The sequence below is a fragment of the Massilia sp. DWR3-1-1 genome (genome assembly GCF_049898325.1).
Taxonomy (GTDB): Bacteria; Pseudomonadota; Gammaproteobacteria; order Burkholderiales; family Burkholderiaceae_D; genus JAFCUW01.
Window position 1 is genome coordinate 1 of sequence record NZ_JAFCXL010000037.1, and the last position, 18,542, is coordinate 18,542.

Sequence of the window (18,542 nt, forward strand, 5' to 3'; positions counted from 1 at the left end):
CCATCCTCCGGCTCCCATACAACGGGTGGCGCGTGAATTCTTCGTCTATCAGCGAGCAAAGATTCAACTCGTCGTCGGGGAGCGTTAGGGCTCGGGGGCGATAAACCGTCGCCCTGGAGACGCCGGCCAGCTCGCACTGGCGCGACAGCGGTATCTCGTCACCGGCCTCGACCCATGCCAACCGCACCGCGCCGCTTACAGGCCGGACTTTTTTTTAAGCCAGTCCAATTCCATCTTGAGACGCCCGATCTCGCCATACAGCCGATCCTCGTCGTCCTGCGCCGTCACTGCCTTCGGACCGCGCTTGCCCTCGAAAAGCGTGCCCACGCTGGCCAATATTTCCTTCTTCCACTGACTCACCATTACCGGGTGCACGCCATGCTGCTGCGCGATCTCATTCACTGTCTTCAATCCGCGCACGGCTTCAAGACCGACCTTCCCCTTGAACTCCGCGCTATGCACTTTCCGTTTCTTCGCTTCCGCCATTTGCTGCAATCCTCCAGTGAGGACCATAGCTTAAACTGCTGTCTCAAATCGTGGGTCCACTATACTCTTGCAATGAATAAACTACCCTGTATTGAGGATCGCCATCGGCACGGCAGAGGAAATCGAAATACCTCCCTGGCCCAATCCGACCGAATCGCCGCTCATCATCGAGCACCTGCGGAGCATTCGGAGGGACAGAACCAAATTAAGCGGCTCGAGGAGATGCTGAACTGCCCGCTGTTCTTGCGCGACCGGCGCGCTGCGTCTAAGGGCCGCGGGCGAACGGCGGAAAGTGTCAAACTATTTGAGACATATTTTATAAATAGTTTAGTGAGTAATTTTGGCGATAGCGTCTTCCCCGGATGAGTTTTTTGGCATGTTGATACCGGCCTCGGTTGGTATTGCCGGCGGCTGTGGGCGGACGTGTTTAAATCGGTTGGGATGACGCGCAAAGGCGTCTTCCAGGACAAGATGGCGCTGCGCGTAGATGATCGATGCGACGCCGGTGTGCATGGCCGCTGGGGTCACGTAGCCGATGCCGGAGTGACGGTGCTCGTCGTTATACCAGCCAAAGAACACTTGGCAGAATGCTCGTGCTTCGGCCAGCGAGTGGAAGCGCTCGGGAAACTCAGGACGGTATTTCATCGTCTTGAACTGCGCCTCCGAATACGGGTTGTCATCCGAGGTGTAGGGTCGGCTATGGCTCTTGACGACACCCATGTCCACGAGCAGGTCCGCCACCAGTTTCGAACGCATGGCGGCGCCACGGTCAGCATGTAATGTCAGTGTCCCTGGGACGATCCCTTCGCGGTCACAGGTGGTACCGATTAGGCTTTCGGCGAGGGCATCGGACTCGCAGTCGGCGATCATCCAGCCGACCACATAGCGGCTGAAGATATCGAGAATGACGTACAAATGGAAGTGTGCCGACTTTACTGGCCCCTTTAATTTGGTGATATCCCAAGACCACACCTCACGCGGCGCGGTTGCCAGCAATTCGGGGCGTGCATAGGCGGGGTGCTTGAGTTCATCGCGGCGGCCACGCGTACCGCTGCAGGAGTGCAGCAGACGGTAAAAGGTCGACGCCGAGGCCAGATAGATGCCGGCGTCGAGCAGCATGGCATAGGCGGTTCGCGGTGCGACATCGACGTACTCCGGCGAGTGCAGCAGCGCCAGTATGACTTCGCGCTCGGCCTCACTCAGGGCCAGCGGCGAGCGACGGGGGCGACGCACCGTGTGCTGTGGCAAGCGCACCTGGCAGGCACGATGCAGGCTGGCACGTGACACGCCCAGGCCAGCGCAGGCGGCGCGCGCGCCCAGCTGCTCGGCGAGTCCGATGGTCGCATGCATCACGGCGCTTCCCCGGCCGTGGGCAAGCCCAGCAGATCGCAAAGTTTTTTTTGGACGTCGATAATTTGTTCGGCCCGACCCAATTGCTTGCGCAGCTTTTCGTTTTCCATCTGCAAGCGGGCGAGCTGCCGGTCGGCCGCTTTAGCAGGGTCCGGCTTCGGGCCACGCTTCGGACTCAGTAACGCGGCGTCACTGGCTGCCACGGCGCTGCGCCAGGTGCTCAAATGCGAGCTGTAGAGTCCTTCTCGGCGCAACAATTCGCCGATAGCGCCAGGCGCGCTGCAGGCGTCGGCTTCGCGGACGATGCGCTGCATGTAAGCTGGTGAAAACTTGCGACGACGCGCCACCGCGACGACCTCTGCATCAGCTTTTTTGGAGGGCGCCTATGCGCTCGCCCCCTGGGCGCCCTGCGAGGCGTCCTTCAAAAGTACCGCGGTTGCTGCTGCCTGCTGCTGTTTGGTGTTTTTCATTTGGTGCCTATGTGTGCAACTTCTTTAATTAGCCTGATGAAGTTGTCTCACGATACTTTGACACAGGGGGCGGGTTCAAACTCAAGGTCGCCGCCTGCTCGCGTTAAATAACGAAATCTGGAACGTCAATGGCGCAGACGACCGCCGCGGGCAAGGTACGCATCGGCGTGCCGTATGATCTGACTGACGCCTGCGTCGCGCCTATCGTGCGCAACTACGGGGACCAATACCGTCAGTTGCAGTTAATTCGAGCCGAAACTGGCGTCGAATGCGAGCACGGTCGGTTTGAAACGCGAGCCGCTACAGCTACACGTATTCGACGACAGAGAAACTTTTTGCAAGAGTGGGCGCCTCGGTAGGGAAGATTCGGCCGAATCAATCAATGCTTCCCCTTGGCTCAAGTCATATCGATCATCAGGCGTGACGCCGCCGGCCGCATGGAAGACCGTGAGGGTTTTACCACTGGAGCACCTACCACGGCGAGCTTGAATACGCTGACAACAGCGGCGAGCTCGCCTGCCTGCTCGCGCATTTCCTGTGCTGCCGCCGTAGCTTCCTCCACCATGGCGGAGTTTTGCTGAGTCAGCGCGTCCATATCGACGATCGAACGATTCACCTGCTCAATTCCTTCGGATTGCTCCATGCTAGCGCGGCTAATTTCAGCCATGATCTGCGTCACGCGACCGACACTGATAACGACATTTTGCATCGTCGTTCCGGCATTTGCCACGAGCGAGCTGCCGATCTCCACCTTGTCGACGGAATCGTCGATGAGTGCCTTGATTTCCTTGGCTGCAGCGGCTGAGCGTTGTGCAAGGTTGCGCACTTCGGCCGCCACGACAGCAAAGCCGCGGCCTTGTTCACCCGCGCGTGCCGCTTCCACTGCAGCGTTGAGGGCCAGAATGTTCGTTTGAAATGCGATGCTATCGATCACCCCAATGATATCGACGATTTTCCGCGAGGATTCATCAATCGAGCGCATCGTTGCCACGACCTTTTCAACCAGTTCGCCTCCTTTTACGGAGACCTCGGAGGCTGACTTAGCCATCAGATTCGCTTGCTGCGCATTCCCGGCGTTTTCTCGCACTGTAGCGGTGAGCTCTTCCATTGCAGATGCAACTTCCTCAAGGGCACCAGCCTGCTGTTCGGTCCGCTTGGAAAGATCCTCGTTGCCGCGCGCTATTTGCTCAGAAGCAGAGGCGATCGAATGTGTGCCTAGCTGGACACGGCCGACGATGACGTTCAGGCTGTCGCGCATCTTGCCAATTGAATGCATCAAACTCGAGCGGTCTCCAGCCGCAAGGTTCACTTCGGTTGTCAATTCGCCGTCTGAGATGCGGTTGGCAATTTCGGCAGCCATGGCGGGCTCACCACCAAGTTGGCGCAAAAGACCACGGGTAACGACAAACCCGACCACGGCGCATAAAGAGATTGCCGAAAGGGCAACGATCGAAATAATCACAATTGAATGCTTGAGTATTGGGGTTTGAGGTGCAGTGGAACGGAAAACCGGGTTAAGTATTTAGTTTCGTGGGATCATGACCGTCCTTGCAAAAAAAACATGCCCAAAAAAAGTATGTACGACAAAACAAAGGTATGATGCGATGTCGTCAAGATTGCTTCGCACATCTGCGGCCTATGTGAGTAAATAAGTGGTGACAGGTTGGCTTCCTGCCTCGGTGCGCCTGTCACCATCGACGTAAGCGCGCCAAAATGGGAAAAAAAGTAGGCCGCGTATTGCTCCATCAGCCCGTTGCCCCGTCCGTCAGACTGATCCTTCCTTTTCAGAAATCGACTATGCCCCAAGTGGAATGCCTCAGCGAGGTCCGTCGCCAGGAGGATGCCTTGCTCAATACCGGAGCCTTGCAAGTCGCGATTTTCAACAGCGCCAATTTCTCGAGCATCGCCACCGACGCGAACGGCGTGATTCAGATCTTCAACGTCGGCGCCGAGCGCATGCTGGGCTACACGGCCGCCGAGGTGATGAACAAGATCACGCCGGCCGACATTTCCGATCCGCAGGAAGTGATCGCGCGTGCCAAGGCCTTGAGCCTCGAACTGGGCACTCCGATTATGCCGGGCTTCGATGCGCTGGTGTTCAAGGCCTCACGCGGGATCGAGGACATCTACGAGCTGACCTATATCCGCAAGGATGGCAGCCGCTTCCCGGCGGTGGTATCGGTCACGGCCTTACGCGACGCTCAAAACGCTATCATCGGCTATCTGTTGATCGGCACCGACAATACCGCGCGAAAGCTGGCGGAAGAAGCGCTGCTCAAGGCGGGAGCCCTGCAGAGCGCGATTTTCAACAGCGCCAATTTCTCGAGCATCGCCACCGACGCGAACGGCGTGATTCAGATCTTCAACGTCGGCGCCGAGCGCATGCTGGGCTACACGGCCGCCGAGGTGATGAACAAGATCACGCCGGCCGACATTTCCGATCCGCAGGAAGTGATCGCGCGTGCCAAGGCCTTGAGCCTTGAGCTGGGCACTCCGATTACGCCGGGCTTCGAGGCGCTGGTGTTCAAGGCCTCACGCGGGATCGAGGACATCTACGAGCTGACCTACATCCGCCACGACGGCAGCCGCTTTCCGGCGCTGGTGTCGGTCACGGCCCTGCGCGATGCTCAAAACGCAATTATTGGTTACCTGCTGATCGGGACCGATAACACCGCTCGCAAACAGGCCATAGAGCTGGAGTATGCCAACCGCATGAAGAGCGAGTTCCTCGCCAACATGTCGCACGAGCTGCGCACGCCGCTCAACGGCATCATCGGCTTCACCGAGTTTTTGATTGACGAGAAGCCCGGCCCGCTCCGCCCCAAGCAGAAGGATTATCTGAGCGACGTGCTCACCAGCGCGCGCCACCTGCTTCAGCTTATCAACGACGTGCTCGACCTGGCCAAGGTCGAGGCCGGCAAGATGGAACTGCACCCGGAGACCTTCCCCGTGCACAAGGCCGTCGAGGAAGTCGCCGCTGTCATCAAGGGCGTCGCCCAAAAGAGGCGCATCGCGCTGGGCATCGAGGTCGGCGAGGGACTCGACGCCGTCACGCTCGACCAGCACAAATTCAAGCAGGTGCTCTACAACCTGCTGTCAAACGCGGTGAAGTTTTCGGACGAAGGTGGCCAGGTGGACATCCACGTGCGCCGCCTGGACCCGCACCGGCTCGAAGTGCAGGTCCGCGACTCCGGCATCGGCATCAAGGAGGAGGACATCAACCGGCTCTTCACCGAGTTCGAGCAACTGGATTCCGGCACTGCGCGGCGCTTTGAGGGCACGGGACTCGGCCTGGCGCTGACGAAGAAGATCATCGAATTCCAGGGCGGACACATCGGCGTGGAAAGCGAACCGGGCAAGGGCAGTGTGTTTATCGTCGTCCTGCCGGTGATGACAGAAGAAAGGGAGACAGTGTGAGCGCAACAATCCTCGTCGTGGACGACAACCCCACCAATCTCAAGCTCGCCTCCGACGTGCTCGAATTCGAGGGCTACAACATCCTAAAGGCCGTGGACGCCGAGGAGGCGCAGGTCGTCCTCGCCACCACCCTGCCCGACCTCATCCTCATGGACATCGCCCTGCCCGGCATGGACGGGCTCACGCTCGCGCGCAAACTCAAGGCCGAAGAGCGCACCCGCGGCATCCGCATAGTCGCGCTTACGGCCTTCGCCATGAAAGGCGACGATCAGAAGGCGTTCGACGCTGGTTGCGACGGCTACATCACCAAGCCCATTGACACGCGCAAGCTGCCCGACCAGGTGGCCGGGTATCTGGCTCGCGCAAGCGGGCAATCACGAGGAAGCCGCATGAAAGTCCTCGTCATCGAAGACCACGCTGCGGATATCAAGCTCTCGAATCTCGTCCTGAGCACCGCCCTCCACGAGGTCGCTGCAGTCGAGGCCGCCGAGCAGGCCCTCACCGCCATCAAAGAAGACCGCCCGCAGCTCATCCTCTTAGACCTCGACATGCCGAGCGTGGACGGCCTCGCGCTGGCCCGCAAGCTCAAGGCCGAGCCCGACACGCGTGACATTTGCGTCGTCGCTGTCACCTTCTATCCCGAACAATATCCGAAGGACGCCGCCCATGCTGCCGGGTGCGATGCCTACCTTCTGAAGCCGATCGACACATTTGAACTGTCCGATTAACTCACCGCCGTCGCCGAAGTAGGCGACCCGGTCAACTAGCAGGCGAAGGAAAAGGAACCATGAACCTCCTCATCGTTGACGACACCCCCACCAACCTGAAGCTGCTGCGCGCGCAACTCGAAGCCGAAGGCCACGCGGTCTTCGAGGCTCATCACGGCGTAGATGCGCTCGCTCTGCTGGAGCGGCAGCGCGTGGACGCGGTCATCTCCGACATCCTCATGCCGCACATGGACGGTTTCCGGCTCTGCTACGAAATCCGCAAGCACGCGCACCTGCACGACCTGCCCATCATCATCTACTCGTCCACATACATCTCGCCCGCCGACGAGAAACTGATATTCGACGTGGGCGCCGACAAATACATCAGGAAACCCGTCTCCCTCGAAACCATCGTCGCCGCGCTGCACGAGGCCATCGCCATGCCTCATGCCGCGCCGCGCCCCGAGGCCTTGCAGGAAGTCGAGGTGCTCAAGGAACACAGCGAGCGGCTGGTGTCCAAGCTGGAGGAGAAGAACACGGAATTCCAGGCGCAAACCGCGGCGCTCACCGAGGAGATCGCCGAACGCAAGCGGGCGGAAGAGGCGCTGCTCAAGGCGGGAGCCCTGCAGAGCGCGATTTTTAACAGCGCCAATTTCTCGAGCATTGCCACCGACGCAAGCGGCGTGATCCAGATCTTTAACGTCGGCGCCGAGCGCATGCTGGGCTATACGGCCGCTGAGGTGATGAACAAGATCACGCCGGCCGACATTTCCGATCCACAGGAAGTGATCGCGCGCGCCCAAGCACTGAGTCTCGAACTCGAGACCTCGATTGCGCCGGGCTTCGATGCATTGGTGTTCAAGGCCTCGCGCGGCATCGAAGACATCTACGAATTGACCTACATCCGAAAGGATGGCAGCCGCTTCCCTGCAGTCGTCTCGGTCACGGCCCTGCGCGACGCCCCCGGCGGAATCATCGGTTACTTGCTGATCGGCACCGACAACACCGCTCGCAAGCGGGCGGAAGAAGCGCTGCTCAAGGCAAGTGCCTTGCACGAGCGCCGGGTTGCCGGAATCGTCGACTCGGCGATGGACGCCGTCATCAGCATCGATGACGAGCAGCGCATCGTGCTGTTCAATGCGGCGGCCGAGAAAATGTTTGCGTGCCCGTCAGCACAGGCACTTGGGCAGACGCTCGAACGCTTCGTGCCCGTGCGTTCGCGCGCCGCGCATGCCGGCCACGTGCATGCCTTCGGGCGCGCCGGCATCCGGGTGACCTCGCGCTCGATGCGTTCGCAGGAAGCACTCATGGCGCTACGCGCAGACGGCACGGAGTTCCCGATCGAAGCCGCGATCTCGCAGATCGAGGTGGGTGGCCAGAAGCTCTACACCGTGATCCTGCGCGACATCACAGAGCGCAAGCAATACGAGGAGTCCCTGCGCGAGGCGTCGCACAACGCCGAACAGGCAAGCCGTGCCAAGAGCGAGTTCCTCGCCAACATGAGCCACGAGATTCGTACGCCGCTGGGCACGGTGACCCTCCTGTGCTACCTGCTTGAGCGGACGTCACTGAACGAACAGCAGGTGGGATATCTCGCGAAGATCAAGCTCGCCAGCAAGTCGCTGCTCGAGATACTAAACAACGTTCTCGACCTGTCGAAAATCGAGGCGGGTGAGTTGATCGCCGAGCGCGCCACATTCAGCCTGCGCAGCCTGCTGAATGAACTGACCGACGTGATGGCGGTGCACGCGGAGGGCAAGGCAATCGCCTTCGAGATCGACGCACCGGACGACCTCCCCGGGGTGCTGGAAGGCGATGCCACTCGCCTCAAGCAGATCCTGACCAACCTGCTGTCCAATGCAATCAAGTTTACCGAGCGCGGCGGCGTCAAGCTGCGGATTCGCCGGCTCGCTGCCACGTCGACGCACATAACGCTTAGCTTCGTCGTGCAGGACACCGGCATCGGCATTGCGCCCGAAGTGCGGGCACGGCTGTTCGCGCCGTTTGCTCAGGCCGATTCATCGATCACGCGGCGCTTCGGTGGCACGGGGCTAGGCCTGTCGATAGTCCAGCGATTGGTCAAGCTGATGGGCGGCGAGGTGGGACTGGACAGCACGCCAGGTGCTGGCAGCGAGTTCAGGGTCGTGTTGGACTTTGCGATGGCCGCGCCGGAAGCGCTGGCGCGTCTAGCGGTTTCTTCGGCTGCGCCTGGCGAACACGCCCTGCTTGGCGTGCGCATTTTGGTCGTCGACGACAGCACCATCAACCGGGACGGGACAAAGTACATTCTCGAACTGGAGGGCGCGCAGGTTTGGCTCGCGAGCAACGGGCAGGAAGCGTTCGACCGTCTCCAGGCCGAACCACGCGCCTTCGACGTGGTGCTCATGGATTTACAGATGCCGGTGCTCGATGGCCACGAGGCGACACGACGAATTCGCCTCGAACTTGGGCTGGCAGACTTGCCGATCATCGCGGTAACAGCCGACGCGCTGAGGAGTCAGCGCCAACGGGCCACTGCCGCCGGAATGAATGACTACATCGTCAAGCCGTTCGATGTGCCGGCGCTGGTCAGCAGCATCCTGCGCCATGTCAAGCCCACGCGCGACCGGCTCATACGCCAGCTCGAGGGAATTGATTTGAGTGACGCACGCGCGCGCTTGATCGCTTGATGCGCGCACCCCCAGGCCCATACTTCTAGCTATGGACATGTCCCTATGGGACACCGTGTGCACAAGCCATGGACTGCTGTGGTCAAGTAATTTCGGACACGACGATAGGTTCGCGTGCTGCCATTTTCCGTTCGTAGACGGCGGGCGACAGATTGCCCAATGCTGAATTGATGCGTTTGCAGTTGTAGAAGCCGACGATGTAATCGGTGATGTCGGCCTTGGCCTCGGCGTGATTGGCATATTGGGGTTGTAAGCCGGAACCGCCGGAATTTCCGTCACCCCAACTCTAGCCCGTCCAGGAGTGCGGCTAGGTCGATTATCTTGCCGCAGATCGGGAAGGTGTAGTGGCAGTTGAGCAGAATGTGCCGCCAGGCTGCGGACGATCTGGTAAGTAACTTTGCGGCCTTGGAACTGCCGCTCGCTTCGTACTTGGGGAGAAGAAGGAAAACGGAAAAGATAGCTTGCTAAGGTTGATTACATGAATCTTGAGTCGGCCACGTTCAACCGAGCGCTATCATTACCGCTCGCACATTCTCCGAAAATGAACATCATCTTTTATAGCTATACTCTACCAAGTCGATAAATAAAATTGATTTTAACAATCAACCTTCGATTCTTATACTTAGTAACATATATTTTGATTTCGGACTATGGTGCAATCTCCCACTTTTTTAAAGACAGGATCAGCGATGAGTACAGGAAAAATAGTAGCTAAATGCCCCTTCATTGCTGCAGCGGGTGTTGGCACAACTAACCGGGACTGGTGGCCGCAGCAGTTGCGCCTCGATTTACTTCACCAGCACTCGTCGAAATCGGACCCGATGTCCCAAGAGTTCGATTACGCGGCGGCATTCAAAACGCTCGATTTGGCAACGTTGAAACAGGATCTCACCGCCTTAATGACTGATTCACAGGATTGGTGGCCTGCCGACTTCGGGCACTATGGCGGTCTGTTTGTACGAATGACATGGCACAGCGCCGGCACCTACCGTATAGGCGATGGCCGCGGCGGTGCAGGCCGTGGCCAGCAGCGCTTCGCACCACTGAACAGCTGGCCCGACAACGTTAACCTGGACAAGGCACGTCGGCTGCTGTGGCCCATCAAGCAGAAATATGGCAAGCAGATCTCCTGGGCCGATCTGTATATTTTGACCGGCAACGTGGCGCTGGAAAGCATGGGTTTCCAGACGCTGGGTTTCGCTGGCGGCCGGCCGGACGTGTGGGAACCGGACCAGGATGTGTACTGGGGTCGAGAAAACAAATGGTTGGCCGGCGACGTGCGTTACTCGCAAGGCTCTCCCGGCGTCGACGAAGGCCACGCCGTGCTGCCGAAAGACGACGATAGCGAAGTGCCACATACGCGAGATCTCGAAAATCCATTGGCAGCCGTGCAAATGGGATTGATATACGTTAACCCGGAAGGGCCGGACGGCAAGCCAGATCCGCTCGCCTCTGCCATCGACATTCGTGATACCTTCGCTCGCATGGCGATGAACGATGAAGAAACCGTCGCGCTGATTGCCGGCGGCCATACCTTCGGCAAAACCCACGGTGCAGCCGCTGCAGAACACGTTTCCTCTGAACCGGAAGCAGCGGGTATCGAATCGCAAGGATTTGGCTGGGCCAACAGCTATGGCAACGGCAAAGCTGGCGACACCATTTCTAGTGGCCTCGAAGTGACGTGGACAAGCACGCCTACGCAGTGGAGCAACAATTATTTTGAGAACCTGTTCGGCTTCGAATGGGAATTGACTAGGAGCCCGGCTGGCGGACATCAGTGGGTCGCCAACGGCGGCGACGGACTCATCCCAGATGCACATGACGCCAGCAAGCGCCATCGCCCTACCATGCTGACAACTGACCTGGCGCTGCGCATGGACCCGGCGTACGAAAAAATCTCCCGGCGATTCTTTGAAAACCCGGACCAGTTCGCCGATGCGTTTGCGCGCGCTTGGTTCAAGCTGACCCACCGCGACATGGGCCCGCGTTCCCGTTACCTTGGCGCCGAAGTGCCAACAGAAGTGTTCATTTGGCAAGACCCCGTCCCCCGCGTCGATCACGCTCTAGTCGATGACCAGGACGTCGCGGCGCTGAAAGAAAAGCTGCGGGCATCCGGGTTGACGGTTGCCCAGCTCGTCGCCACGGCGTGGGCATCGGCATCGACCTTCCGCGGCTCCGACAAGCGCGGTGGCGCAAACGGCGCCCGGGTTCGCCTCGCGCCGCAAAAGGACTGGGCTGTCAACCAGCCGGAACAGCTCAGCGAGGTGCTCGGCACACTGGCGCAGATTGCCCAGGCTTTCAACGCCGGTGGTAAGAACATATCACTGGCCGATCTGATCGTATTGGCGGGAAATGTTGGTGTGGAGCAGGCAGCAAAGAATGCTGGCCACGCGGTCACCGTGCCGTTCACCCCAGGCCGCACCGATGCTTCCCAGGAGCAAACGGATGTGCAGTCATTCGAGCCGCTCGAACCGATTGCCGACGGCTTCCGCAATTACCAGAAGACGCATTACAGCGTGCCCGCCGAGGCACTGCTGGTCGATAAAGCGCAACTGCTGACCTTGACCGCGCCAGAACTGACGGTACTGATTGGTGGTATGCGGGTGCTGGACACGAATGTCGGCGCCAGTCAGGACGGCGTGTTCACCAAACGGCCAGGCACTCTGAGCAACGACTTCTTTGTCGAACTGCTCGATATGAATACGCAGTGGGCGCCGGTTTCGCGCACCCTGGACCGCTTCGAAGGGCGTGATCGAAAGACGGGCGCGCACAAGTGGAGCGCCTCCCGCGTCGATCTGGTATTTGGCTCGCACGCCCAGCTGCGCGCAATCGCCGAGGTATACGCCAGCGCCGATGCGGCAACGAAGTTTGTGCACGACTTTGTGGCGGCATGGACCAAGGTGATGAACCTGGATCGTTTCGACACGAATTTGGCCGATTCTGTAAATTGATGAACCGGTTCGCCTACCATGCGGACCTTTCACTAACACGACGACTCACTAGCTGAAGGGTGCGATTACAGCTTCTGGTCGAAAGCGCCCTGTCGGGAAACAGTTGTTTGGCGACAGATCGACAGGCGACACCGGAAGCTTACACGTAAAGGGGCGAAAAATGTGCGGAAAACTATGTCGTCATGGTGTAGCATACGCCAACTACACTGCACAGGTTTTCCGTATATGCTTGTCGGGTACATGCGCGTTTCGTCCGAGTCGGACCGTCAAAACACTGATTTGCAGCGCGACGCGCTGCTGGCGGCGGGTGTCGATGCCCGGCACCTGTATGAAGATCGAGCTTCCGGTGCTAAGGATGATCGGCCCGGCTTGGTTCAGGCGCTTGAATTCGTGCGGCCTGGTGACGTGCTCGTTGTCTGGAAGCTAGACCGGCTTGGACGCTCATTGCCGCACTTGCTCACCATCGTGAACACGCTGAAAGACAGACAGGTTGCCTTTCGTTCCCTCACCGAAGGCATGGACACCACGACAGCGTCGGGCGAATTGCTGTTCCATGTGTTCGGCGCGCTCGCCCAGTATGAACGCGCCTTGACCAAGGAGCGCGTGACCGCCGGGCTCGCAGCCGCGCGCCGGCGCGGCCGTGTCGGTGGCCGTCCGCCAACGATCACCGGTGAGAAACTGGACTCCATCGTTGCCGCCCTGAACGGTGGCATGTCCAAGGCTGCTGTATGTCGAACCTTCGGAGTCAAGCGCACCACGCTCATTGAAACGATCGCACGTATCGGCGGAACCGGGACAACGTAACGCATGCCGCGCCGCTCCATACTTTCCGCGACGGAGCGGGACAGCCTGCTGGCACTTCCAGAAAGCCAGGACGACCTCATTCAGCATTACAGCTTCACCGAGTCCGATTTGTCCTTGATTCGGCAGCGTCGAGGCGACGCCAACCGGCTCGGCTTCGCCGTCCAGTTGTGCCTGCTGCGCTATCCAGGCTATCCGCTGGCGGTCAACATGCTGGTGCCGGACCAGATCATCCAGTGGATATCCCGCCAGATACAAAGCGATGCCGCCGCTTGGTCGCAGTATGGCGTGCGCGATCAGACCCGACGCGAACACTTTCAGGAATTGCGCGTCTACCTCAGCCTGTCCGCGTTCGGCCTGCCGGATTTTCGCAAGCTGGCGCAGAGCCTTGCAGATCTCGCCATGCAGACCGATAAAGGATTGGTGCTTGCAGCCCAAGCCTTGGAGACATTACGGCAGCGCAATATCATTCTACCGACTCTGGCGGTGATTGAGCGGGCATGCGCGGAAGCCGTGACACGCGCCAACCGGCGCATTTATCGGGCATTGCTGGAGCCGCTACAGCCGCATCACCTGCGGGGATTAGATAATCTGCTCAACGTTGCACCGGACCTCAATATCACTTGGCTGGTCTGGTTGCGTCAATCGCCGCTGAAGCCGAACTCCAGGTACATGCGGGAGCACATCGAGCGCCTCAAGATCTTTCAGTCGCTCGCCCTGCCGGACGGGATCGGTCGCCAGATCCACCAGAACCGGTTGCTGAAAATGGCGCGGGAAGGCGCGCAAATGACACCGCGCGACCTGGCCAAGTTCGAGGATGAACGACGCTACGCGACCCTGACCGCGCTAGCAATCGAAGGCATGGCCACCGTCACTGACGAGCTGGTCGACCTGCACGACCGGATCATGATCAAGCTATTCAGCGCCGCCAAAAACAAACATCAGCAGGAATTCCAGAAGCAGGGAAAGGCATTTAACGACAAAGTGCGTTTGTACTCGAGGGTAGGCCGCGCGCTGGTCGAAGCTAAAGAATCGGGCGCTGACCCGTATGCTGCCATCGAGGCAGTGCTCCCATGGAATGAGTTCACACAAAGCGTCACTGAAGCGGCACAGCTTGCCCAGCCACAGACGTTCGATCATCTACACCTGATCGGGGAGCACTACAGTACGCTGCGCCGGTATACGCCTGAGTTCTTAGACGTGCTCAAGCTGAAGGCGGCGCCGGCCGCGCAGGCGGTTCTTGATGCCATCGATGTGCTGCGTGAGCTGAATTTGACCGGATCTCGTAAGGTGCCGGACGATACCGCCGTCGCCTTCGTTAAAGCGAGGTGGAAGCCGCTCGTCATCACCGACGAGGGAATCGATCGTCGTTTTTACGAAATATGCGTACTGTCAGAGCTAAAAAAACGCGCTGCGCTCGGGCGACATATGGGTGCAGGGTTCGCGCCAATTCCGTGACTTTGAAGAATACCTGCTGCCGCAGGAAAAATTCAGCACGCTCCGGCAAACACGGACGCTGCCCGTAGCGATCAATCCCGACTGCGACCAATATCTGCTTGAGCGCGTGCTGCTGCTCAACCAGCAGCTTGCCACGGTTAACCGGCTTGCCCTTGCGAAAGGGCTGCCGGATGCGATCATCACGGATACCGGTCTGAGGATCACGCCGCAGGACGCGGTGGTGCCGGAGTCGGCGCAGGCGTTGATCGACCAGGCCAGCGCGCTGCTGCCGCGTATCAAGATCACCGAACTCCTGATGGAGGTGGACGCCTGGACGGGATTCACCCGCCATTTCACACACCTGAAAAGCGGCGAACAAGTTCAGGACCGGACGCTATTGCTGTCGGCGATCCTGGCCGACGCGATCAACCTTGGTCTTACCAAGATGGCGGAATCGTGCCCCGGCGCGACCTATTCCAAGCTCTCGTGGCTGCAGGCCTGGCATATCCGGGACGAGACTTACTCGGCGGGCCTAGCCGATCTCGTCAATGCCCAGTTGCGCCATCCGTTCGCCGCGAAATGGGGCGATGGCAGTACATCGTCATCGGATGGGCAGCGCTTTCGCGCCGGCGGCCGGGCCGTAAGCACAGGTCACATCAACCCGAAGTACGGCGCCGAACCAGGAAAGATGATCTACACGCATATTGCCGACAATTACGCGCCCTTCAACACTAAGATGGTCAATGTCGGTGTTCGCGATTCGACCTACGTGCTCGACGGCCTGCTGTATCACGAGTCGGACTTGCGGATCGAGGAACATTACACCGATACCGCCGGCTTCACCGACCACGTGTTCGCGCTGATGCACACGCTGGGGTTTCGCTTCGCGCCGCGCATCCGAGACCTGGGCGACACGAAGTTGTACATTCCGGGCGCTGTCGCGGATTATCCAAGCTTAAAATCCATGGTTGGCGGCACCTTGAACATCAAACACTTGCGCCTTCATTGGGATGAAATTTTACGGCTGGCGTCATCAATCAAGCACGGTACCGTGACAGCCTCGCTCATGCTGCGCAAGCTTGGCAGCTATCCGCGCCAGAACGGCCTGGCAGTCGCGTTGCGTGAACTGGGTCGCATTGAGCGGACGCTGTTTATCCTGGACTGGCTGCAAAACGTGGAACTGCGCCGGCGCGTGCATGCCGGATTGAATAAGGGGGAGGCGCGCAACGCCTTAGCCAGGGCGGTTTTTATCCACCGGCTGGGCGAGATCCGGGACCGGAGCTTTGAGCAGCAGCGCTACCGGGCCAGCGGCCTGAACTTGGTTACAGGGGCTATCGTGTTATGGAACACAGTCTATTTGGAGCAGGCGACTCAAGCGCTGCGGGACACCGGGCGTCTGAAAGACGATTCCCTGCTTCAGTACCTCGCGCCGCTCGGCTGGGAGCACATCAACCTGACCGGAGACTATGTGTGGCGTCAGAACCGGAAGATCGATGAGGGCAAATTTCGAGCGCTACGAACACTTGAAAAACCTTAGCGTGCTATTTTTTCCGTTTTCCCTGTTCTCCCCTATCAGACGGGCGAAAAACCGGTCACGGCGGAATTGGTGGAGACGGTGCTGTCGCGCCAGCTCGACGACCTGGAGCCGACACTGGCGCGGCACGGCTACCGGCTCAAGGATATGACCGAACAGTTCGACGCTAAGGCAGCGGAGATCCGTGCAATGTTCAGCAACCAGCTAGAACCGAAGCGCACGGCCGAGATCCGCGAGCGCATGCTGGCAGCGGGCTTGCCGATATGAGCCATCATTTGCAGTTAGCGTGAGCCGACGGCGGTGGAATGCGAGCCGGCGCCATCGATTGCAAACTCGTTTGCAGATAGTGTGAGCATGTGCCCACCGTCATTTGCAGTTAATTCGAGCCGAAACTGGTGTCGAATGCGAGCACGGGCGGTTTCAAACGCGAGCCGCTACACATAGGCATTCAAATAAAGTCGGGGTTCGCTCTACCCGAGTCTTCGCCGGGGCGGAGGTGTTGCCTACGGGATCAGTGTCGTCTTGGGCGGGCGAAGGCGACGCTACCGGCATCCGGACCGTGGGTGCTCCGCAACCGGGGCAGGAGGCGGCGAGACTCGAAATCTGTCGCCCACATTCAATGCAACCTATTAACGCCATCATCCGACATGCCTGAATAGTAACCGTGCCGAATGGTAACATAAGAAATTAGCAACATCGCTGCGGGCTACGCTGGCCTATGCGAGACCTGCTATCGCCTGTTCAATTGCCTGGGCATTAACCGCTTGACCAAGTGGGCATCAAATCAGCGTCAAGCGCACGTCCCGTGTCCTCTGGCTGGCCATAGCCTGCCGCGTGTGGTTGTCGGATCATCTCATCGACCGGTTCTGCTTCTCACAGCGATGGGCCACATTGCAGCACTGGCGTTCTCCGGTCAGGATGCCGTCGCGCTGGCTGCAGAGCGTCACATGTATGAGCTACTTTAACGACCCCTATCGCCCCAAACCGGTCATAGCAGGGCGGTTTCAAGTTCTAAGTGCAACACTGGGTTAACGAACAGTATTTTTTGAGTCTTCCAATTGCTGTCTAAACTCAGTTGTTGACGCCGACGCCAAATTGACCCGTCGCGCCGACCGTGTCTGCATCTGGCGCCGCCGACGGCAGCCGCATTGCGCCCCCCCTGTGCCAATATAACTTGAGACACCTGCCCAACTAATTTAGAGTACAGCAGCAGGATCCTTTTATGCACAACCGAAAGCAGCAAATTTCCACCATAGACGAAGTTCGTCCCGATCCCGAGGTAGTGGCCACGGCCAAACGCCGCAGCTTTTCCAAGGCCGAGAAGCTGCGCATCCTGGCAGCGGCAGATGCGTGTACCGCCCCTGGCGAAATTGGCGCACTTCTGCGCCGTGAGGGCATTTATTCGTCGCATCTTGCGACCTGGCGCAAGCAGAGGCAGGTCGCCGGCCAGGCCCAGCTTGTCGAAGGCAAGCGCGGTCCGAAGGTCAACCCGGCCGCGGCCCAGGACCGACTGGTTCTTCAATTGCAGAGCGAGGTCGAACGCCTGCGCGGCAAACTGGCCAAGGCCGATTTGATTATTGACGTCCAAAAAAAACTTTCCATCCTGCTGGGACTGAGCACGTCGGACACCACCGGCGAGCCGAAGTAATGAGCGCCGTCGTCAGCCTGGCCGACGAGGTCGGCGTTGCCGCCGCATGCCGTGCCTTGCGCATGCCGCGCAGCGCGGTGTATCGCGATCGCGCTTCACGCAGGCCCTGCGAGATGCCGGTGCCGGTTCCGGTTCCGGCGCCACGACGGCGGCCGCCGTTGGCGCTGTCCGAGCACGAACAACGTGTCGTCCTGGAGGTGCTCAACAGCCCTCGCTTCGTCGATTGCGCCCCGGCGGCGATCCATGCACAGTTGCTCGATGAAGGGCGTTACGTCGCCTCGGTGCGCACGATGTACCGGCTGCTGCAGGGCAGTTCCGCGGTGCGTGAACGACGCGACCAGCGCCGCCATCCGGAGTATGCCAAGCCCGAGCTTCTTGCCGTCACGCCCAACCAGGTGTGGAGCTGGGACATCACAAAACTGGAGGGCCCGATCAGAGGCACGTGCTTCCACCTTTACGTCATCCTCGACATCTTCAGCCGCTACGTGGTTGGCTGGATGGTCGCAGAAAAGGAGAGCGCCGAACTGGCCGAGCAACTCATCGCCGACAGCGCGATGAAGGAGCACATCACGTCAGGTCAGCTGACGCTGCATGCCGACCGTGGCAGCAGCATGCGCTCCAAACCGGTGGCGACGCTGCTGGCCGATCTGGGCATCATCAAGTCGCACAGCCGGCCTTACATCTCGGATGACAACCCGTACTCGGAGGCGCAGTTCAAGACCTTGAAATATCAGCCCGGCTTCCCGGCACGGTTCGGATCACTCGCTGATGCACGAGCCCACTGCGCACCGTTCTTCGCCTGGTACAACCAGGTGCATCGGCATTCCGGCATCGGCATGATGACACCGGAAAGCGTGCACACCGGTCGTGCTCAAGAGGTCCACCGGCAACGGCAGGCTACATTGCAAAACGCCTTCGAGCGCACCCCAAATCGCTTCAAGAACCGCTTGCCACAGCCCCATCGGATGCCGACGGCGGCTTGGATCAACCCGCCAAAAATGGAGAAAAAGACTGCTTGAAAATGAGACTTGGACTCTCGAAACCTAACTCAGGTGTTTCAAATTCATTGACA

The 18,542-nt window shown here is 59.4% G+C and carries 9 protein-coding genes and 4 pseudogenes; 8 read left to right on the plus strand and 5 right to left on the minus strand.

The genetic code is table 11. The features are described from left to right. The 4 genes and pseudogenes from ACP7EY_RS22890 to ACP7EY_RS22905 all read right to left on the minus strand — a co-directional run. Window positions 1–486: pseudogene (locus tag ACP7EY_RS22890) on the minus strand (transposase); the annotation flags it as partial. Between the two features lie 327 nt (window positions 487–813). Then, a complete protein-coding gene (locus ACP7EY_RS22895; protein ID WP_426197583.1) occupies window positions 814–1,836 on the minus strand; it encodes a transposase in 1,023 nt (340 codons plus the stop codon). Beyond that, complete coding sequence (locus ACP7EY_RS22900; protein ID WP_426197584.1) at window positions 1,836–2,150, minus strand: transposase; 315 nt, start codon at window positions 2,148–2,150, stop codon at window positions 1,836–1,838. Before ACP7EY_RS22900 ends, ACP7EY_RS22895 begins: the two co-directional genes overlap by 1 nt. Window positions 2,151–2,703: 553 nt before the next feature. Continuing rightward, window positions 2,704–3,741 (minus strand): annotated as a pseudogene (locus ACP7EY_RS22905) (methyl-accepting chemotaxis protein); the annotation flags it as partial. Window positions 3,742–4,151: 410 nt separating this feature from the next. Between ACP7EY_RS22905 and ACP7EY_RS22910 the strand changes: the two are divergent. From ACP7EY_RS22910 to ACP7EY_RS22920, 3 genes are read left to right on the plus strand one after another with little or no spacing between them, the layout of a single operon-like run. Continuing rightward, complete coding sequence (locus tag ACP7EY_RS22910; protein ID WP_229414090.1) at window positions 4,152–5,723, plus strand: PAS domain-containing protein; 1,572 nt, start codon at window positions 4,152–4,154, stop codon at window positions 5,721–5,723. After that, on the plus strand, window positions 5,720–6,451 hold the full coding sequence (locus ACP7EY_RS22915; protein WP_426197585.1) for a response regulator: 732 nt from the start codon (window positions 5,720–5,722) through the stop codon (window positions 6,449–6,451). The genes ACP7EY_RS22910 and ACP7EY_RS22915 overlap by 4 nt, the downstream gene beginning before the upstream one ends. A gap of 59 nt (window positions 6,452–6,510) precedes the next feature. Then, complete coding sequence (locus tag ACP7EY_RS22920) at window positions 6,511–9,099, plus strand: response regulator (protein ID WP_426197586.1); 2,589 nt, start codon at window positions 6,511–6,513, stop codon at window positions 9,097–9,099. A gap of 82 nt (window positions 9,100–9,181) precedes the next feature. Here the strand turns inward: ACP7EY_RS22920 and ACP7EY_RS22925 are convergent. Beyond that, window positions 9,182–9,331 (minus strand): annotated as a pseudogene (locus tag ACP7EY_RS22925) (IS3 family transposase); the annotation flags it as partial. 457 nt (window positions 9,332–9,788) lie between these two features. Between ACP7EY_RS22925 and katG the strand changes: the two are divergent. From katG to ACP7EY_RS22950, 5 genes and pseudogenes are all read left to right on the plus strand, one after another. Next, complete coding sequence (gene katG, locus ACP7EY_RS22930) at window positions 9,789–12,050, plus strand: catalase/peroxidase HPI (protein ID WP_426197587.1); 2,262 nt, start codon at window positions 9,789–9,791, stop codon at window positions 12,048–12,050. Between the two features lie 240 nt (window positions 12,051–12,290). Beyond that, on the plus strand, window positions 12,291–12,854 hold the full coding sequence (locus ACP7EY_RS22935) for a recombinase family protein (RefSeq protein WP_426197588.1): 564 nt from the start codon (window positions 12,291–12,293) through the stop codon (window positions 12,852–12,854). 3 nt (window positions 12,855–12,857) lie between these two features. After that, window positions 12,858–15,825 (plus strand): annotated as a pseudogene (locus ACP7EY_RS22940) (Tn3 family transposase). 69 nt (window positions 15,826–15,894) lie between these two features. Further along, the gene (locus ACP7EY_RS22945; protein WP_426197589.1) at window positions 15,895–16,089 is read left to right on the plus strand and encodes a phosphoribulokinase; all 195 of its coding nucleotides are present in this window, start codon (window positions 15,895–15,897) and stop codon (window positions 16,087–16,089) included. Window positions 16,090–17,044: 955 nt separating this feature from the next. After that, a protein-coding gene (locus ACP7EY_RS22950; protein ID WP_426197590.1) for an IS3 family transposase occupies window positions 17,045–18,489 on the plus strand; the annotation gives its coding sequence in 2 pieces (ribosomal slippage) (window positions 17,045–17,434 and window positions 17,437–18,489; 1,443 coding nt in all). The last annotated feature ends 53 nt before the right edge of the window (window positions 18,490–18,542 follow it).

What these genes read in the sequence shown, in the direction of transcription:
- ACP7EY_RS22900 (WP_426197584.1), bottom strand. Translation starts at nt 2,150, where the DNA reads ATGCAGCGCATCGTCCGCGAAGCCGACGCCTGCAGCGCGCCTGGCGCT.
- ACP7EY_RS22935 (WP_426197588.1), top strand. Translation starts at nt 12,291, where the DNA reads ATGCGCGTTTCGTCCGAGTCGGACCGTCAAAACACTGATTTGCAGCGC.
- ACP7EY_RS22920 (WP_426197586.1), top strand. Translation starts at nt 6,511, where the DNA reads ATGAACCTCCTCATCGTTGACGACACCCCCACCAACCTGAAGCTGCTG.
- katG (WP_426197587.1), top strand. Translation starts at nt 9,789, where the DNA reads ATGAGTACAGGAAAAATAGTAGCTAAATGCCCCTTCATTGCTGCAGCG.
- ACP7EY_RS22895 (WP_426197583.1), bottom strand. Translation starts at nt 1,836, where the DNA reads ATGCATGCGACCATCGGACTCGCCGAGCAGCTGGGCGCGCGCGCCGCC.